Raw genomic sequence first — 4,248 nt, forward strand, 5'->3', positions numbered from 1 at the left:
CGTGCCCGCGGGGCAGGAGCCCGACCAGGGCCGCTCGGACCGCACGCCCAACGCCATCAGCTTCTTCGACCCGCGCCCGCAGGCGAACATGCTGGCGGTCCGCGGCGACGGCGAGGTCGACCCCGAGCACCGCCTGCTGCCGGTCGCCGGCGAGCTCCTGCTCTGGCCTGCCTTCCTGCACCACCTGGTGCATGTGAACCTCAGCCGTGAGGCCCGGATCTCGGTCTCGTTCAACGTGGTGCTGCGCTGGCGCGACGACTACCTGCCCTGAGGCGGCGCCTCGCCCCTGAGCGCCCGCCAGCGCGCCAGGCTCGGCTCGGACCAGACCTCGCTGCGGCGGTAGTATTCGGGCACCGCCCGTGCGCCTTCGGGCAGCGCCAGCCAGGGCTGTTTGGTCGAGGTGTAGATGTGGATGTCGGGCGCCAGCCGCCCCGGCGCGTCCAGCGTGCCCACGCGCACGAAGGCGACCCGGTCTCCCGCCCCCGCGTAATGGCTCCACAGCGCCACCCGGCAGGCGGGGCAGCGCGCGATGCTCTGCCCCTGGCCGCTGGCCGAGGGCGTCGCCACCAGCGCGGGCGCGCCGCGCGTCACCGTCACCCGCTCGGCCTCGATCATTGCGTTCAATGCAAACGCCGAGCCGGTCTCGCGCTGGCACCATGTGCAATGGCAGCAATGCACGATCAGCGGCGGCCCCGCCATGCGATAGCGCACCGCGCCGCAGGCGCAGCCGCCCTCGAGCACCGTCCCCGCCTCCATCCTGTCCTCCCTGCGCAGGCGGCCCTCGCGCCGCCGGCCCGGCTCGCGCTACATTGCCACGCAGCGCACCCAGCCGTTTCACTTTGATCGCTGCCTATGCTTGTCACAAAACCATTCAATGGGACTACGTCTGCTTTTGTGGGGCATCCTCATGTAGCGCCCAAAAAGCGCCGGGCCATCAGAATAGAATTCTGTAATGGATTGAAACAGTTCCGTTTTTCCCTCAACGTCAGCGCCATTTCTGGAGGCTTGAATCTCAAGTAATCGTATTAGTTGGATACGCATGTCGTCCAAATATCTGGCTACGTCTCGACCAAAGAGAAAAGATGCATTTTCAATTGCCAAAAAAAGTTCTTTGAGCCCATCATCATGGACTTGGCCAGAGGCATTAACCTTCGATACGAGACTTTGCACTTGGTGGTACACATCCATGCGCCTCTCGAAAAGGGCCAGGACGAGTCGTTGGTGCGCGGTGTGCCACTGCATGAAAGCGACCACAGCCACGCCAATCGCGATAGCTGGCGTCAAGAGCGCTTGTAGGGCCTGAATCCAGAAGGGCAGTGTGTTCATCCTTTCACTCCGAGTCGCATGCTCGCAGGATGACACTAACACGGTAGGCAAGGCACATTAGCTGAGTCTTCGACTGTCCCGCCGCCAGCTGAGGGAGGCCCCCATGCCGCTTCGCCCCCGCGCCGACCTCGCCACCCACGAGGTCCTCAACCAGCCCGAGCCCAGGGCCGACATCGACCTGTGGGCCGAGGACGCCGTGCTCGCCGACGCGGTGACGCGCGAGGGCGGCGCCGCCCACGCCGCCGGGCTCGCCGCGGTGGGCGCGACGCTCGGCCGCGCCGAGTGGCGCGAGCGCGGCCGGCTCGCCAATCGCAACCCGCCCGAGCTCCGCGCCTTCGACCGCACCGGCCGGCGCATCGACGAGGTGGCCTTCCACCCCGCCTACCACGCGCTGATGGGGCTCGGCCTGGCCGAGGGCTACGCCGCGCTGCCATGGGAGCGGGACGCCGCGCCGGGCGGCCACGTCGCCCACGCCGCGCTGGTCTACCTGATGACCCAGGTCGAGCCCGGCGTGTGCTGCCCCATGACCATGAACTACGCCGCCGTCCCGGCGCTCGGCCACGACGCGGCACTGGCCGCCGAGTGGACGCCGCGGCTGATCTCGCGCCGCTACGACCCGGCCTCGCGCCCCGCGCCCGACAAGACGGGCGCCACCATCGGCATGGCGATGACGGAAAAGCAGGGCGGCTCGGACCTGCGCGCCAACACCACCCGCGCCCGGCCCGATGGCGACGCCTGGCGCCTCACCGGCCACAAGTGGTTCTGCTCCGCGCCGATGTCGGACGCCTTCCTCACCCTGGCCCGGGCGCCGGGCGGGCTGACCTGTTTTGTGGTGCCGCGCTGGACGCCCGACGGCAACCGCAACCCGCTGCGGCTTATGCGCCTCAAGGACAAGCTGGGCAACCGCGCCAACGCCTCGGCCGAGATCGAGTACGACGGCACCTATGCGCGGCGCCTGGGCGAGGAGGGGGCAGGGGTGCGCACCATCCTCGAGATGGTCCACCACACACGGCTCGACACCGCCATGGCGCCGGCCGGGCTGATGCGCGCAGCACTCGCCGAGGCGCTGTGGTGGTGCGCGCGGCGCACCGCCTTCCAGCGCCGCCTGATCGAGCAGCCGATGATGCTCGCCGTGCTCGCCGACCTGGCGCTGGACTGGGAGGGCGCGCTCGCGCTTGGCCTGCGCACCGCCCGCGCGTTTGATGAGAGCGCCGCCAGCGATCAGGCCCGCGCCTTCGCCCGCCTCGCCGTGCCGCTGGCGAAATACGCCACCAACAAGCGCTGCCCGCTCGTCATCTACGAGGCCATGGAGGCGCTCGGCGGCTCGGCCTTCGTCGAGGAAAGCCCGCTGCCGCTGCTGTTCCGCGAATCGCCGCTCAACTCGATCTGGGAGGGCTCGGGCAACGTCATCTGCCTCGACGTCCTGCGTGTGCTGGACCGCGCGCCTCAGGCGCTCGACGCGCTCGATGCCGAGCTCGACACCGCCACGGGCGCCGAGCCGCGCTACGACGCGGCGCTCGCCGCGGCCCGTGCCCGCTGGCCGAAAGGGCCGCCTGAGGCCGAGGCCCGCTGGTTCACCGAGACGCTGGCGCGCCTGCTCGAGGCCAGCCTGATGATCCGCCACGCCCCTGCGCCGGTGGCCGACGCCTTCGCCGCCACGCGGCTCGCGGCCGAGCGCGGCGCCACCACCGGCGCGCTGCCCGCCGCGGTGGACACCGCCGCCGTGGTCGGCCGCGTCACCGCCGCTCTGCCGGCCTGAGCCGCGTGGCCCCCGCCCGCCTCCAGGCGGCGACGCTCGGCGCCGCCGGCGTCGCCGTCCTCATCTGGGGCCTGACCCCGGCGGTGACCAAGCTCGCCGTGGGCGAGATCGACTCGCTCACCGTGGGCATGCTGCGCACCGTCCTGGCGATGGCGCCGGGCCTGCCGCTGGCGCTGGCGCTGCGCCTGCCCCTGCCGCGCGCCGCCGGCGAGTGGGGGCTCCTGGCCATCGCGGGGGGCTCGGGCTTCGTCGGCTTCCCGCTCCTGTTCAGCCTCGGCGTCGGCCTGACCACCACCGCCCATGTCGCGCTGATCATGGCGGCGCTGCCGATCTTCACCGGCCTGTTCGGCGCCGCGGTCGAGCGCCGCCTGCCCGGCGCCATGTGGTGGCGCGGCGCGGCGCTGGCGCTCGCGGGCGAGGTGGTCCTGGTCGGCGCCCGCTTCGGCTTCGCCGAGCCCGGCGCCAGCCTCGGCGGCGACCTGCTCACCTTCGCCGCCTGCACCGTCGCCGCCGCCGGCTATGTCGCCGGCAGCCGGCTGTCGCCGCGCATCGGCACCTGGAGCACCACCTTCTGGGGCCTCTCGTTCGGCGGCGTGCTGTTGCTGCCGCTGCTCGCGTTGCGCCTCGGCGCCACCGACTGGGCCGCGGTCGGGCCGCTGGGCTGGGCCACCGCCGCCTATCTGGCGCTTTTCTCCACCGTGATCGGCTATGTCTGCTGGTACTGGGCGCTGGCGCATGGCGGCACGGCGCGGGCCGGCTCGATCCAGTTCGCCCAGCCGCTGGTGGCGCTCGCCGCCGCCGTCACCGCCATGGGCGAGCGCATGACCGCCCCCCTGGCCGTGGCCGCCGTGGCCATCCTCGCCGGCATAGCCATCGCGCGCCGCAACTGAGCCCGCCCCCGCCACGGGCCCCGGCCCCCGAGCCGGGGCCTCCTCGCGCTCCCCCACCCAGCCATGGGCCCCGACCCCCGAGCCGGGGCCTCCTGCACCCCCGCCCACCCGCAGGGCCCCGCTGCGCTCTACCCCCCCGATCTACCCCGCGCCCGCGCCCGGCCAGAGCGGGATCCTATCCGGCCGAACCGTTCGCCCTCGCAGAGGAGGATCGCGCCCGCGGAAGGGGGTGCTCGGGGGCGGGCGCGCGCGATCCGGCGCTGACGCGCCTAG

5 protein-coding genes are annotated in these 4,248 nt (G+C 72.3%); 3 read left to right on the forward strand and 2 right to left on the reverse strand.

What is annotated here, in order from left to right; genetic code table 11:
* A partial coding sequence (locus tag AC32QD_RS16385) for a putative 2OG-Fe(II) oxygenase (RefSeq protein WP_492011582.1) occupies positions 1-271 on the forward strand: 271 nt, incomplete at its 5' end.
* On the opposite strand, the gene AC32QD_RS16390 is transcribed toward AC32QD_RS16385, so the two are convergent.
* Together AC32QD_RS16390 and AC32QD_RS16395 are read right to left on the reverse strand one after the other, a co-directional pair.
* Positions 259-756, reverse strand: coding sequence for a GFA family protein (locus AC32QD_RS16390; RefSeq protein WP_492011583.1), 498 nt, complete (start codon positions 754-756; stop codon positions 259-261). The genes AC32QD_RS16385 and AC32QD_RS16390 overlap by 13 nt on opposite strands.
* 78 nt (positions 757-834) lie before the next feature.
* A complete protein-coding gene (locus tag AC32QD_RS16395; RefSeq protein ID WP_492011584.1) occupies positions 835-1,326 on the reverse strand; it encodes a hypothetical protein in 492 nt (163 codons plus the stop codon).
* Positions 1,327-1,429: 103 nt separating this feature from the next.
* Between AC32QD_RS16395 and AC32QD_RS16400 the strand changes: the two genes are divergently transcribed.
* The gene (locus AC32QD_RS16400) at positions 1,430-3,085 is read left to right on the forward strand and encodes an acyl-CoA dehydrogenase family protein (protein ID WP_492011585.1); all 1,656 of its coding nucleotides are present in this window, start codon (positions 1,430-1,432) and stop codon (positions 3,083-3,085) included.
* Between the two features lie 5 nt (positions 3,086-3,090).
* Complete coding sequence (locus tag AC32QD_RS16405; protein WP_492011586.1) at positions 3,091-3,975, forward strand: DMT family transporter; 885 nt, start codon at positions 3,091-3,093, stop codon at positions 3,973-3,975.
* The last annotated feature ends 273 nt before the right edge of the window (positions 3,976-4,248 follow it).

The organism is Thermohalobaculum sp. (assembly GCF_058622915.1).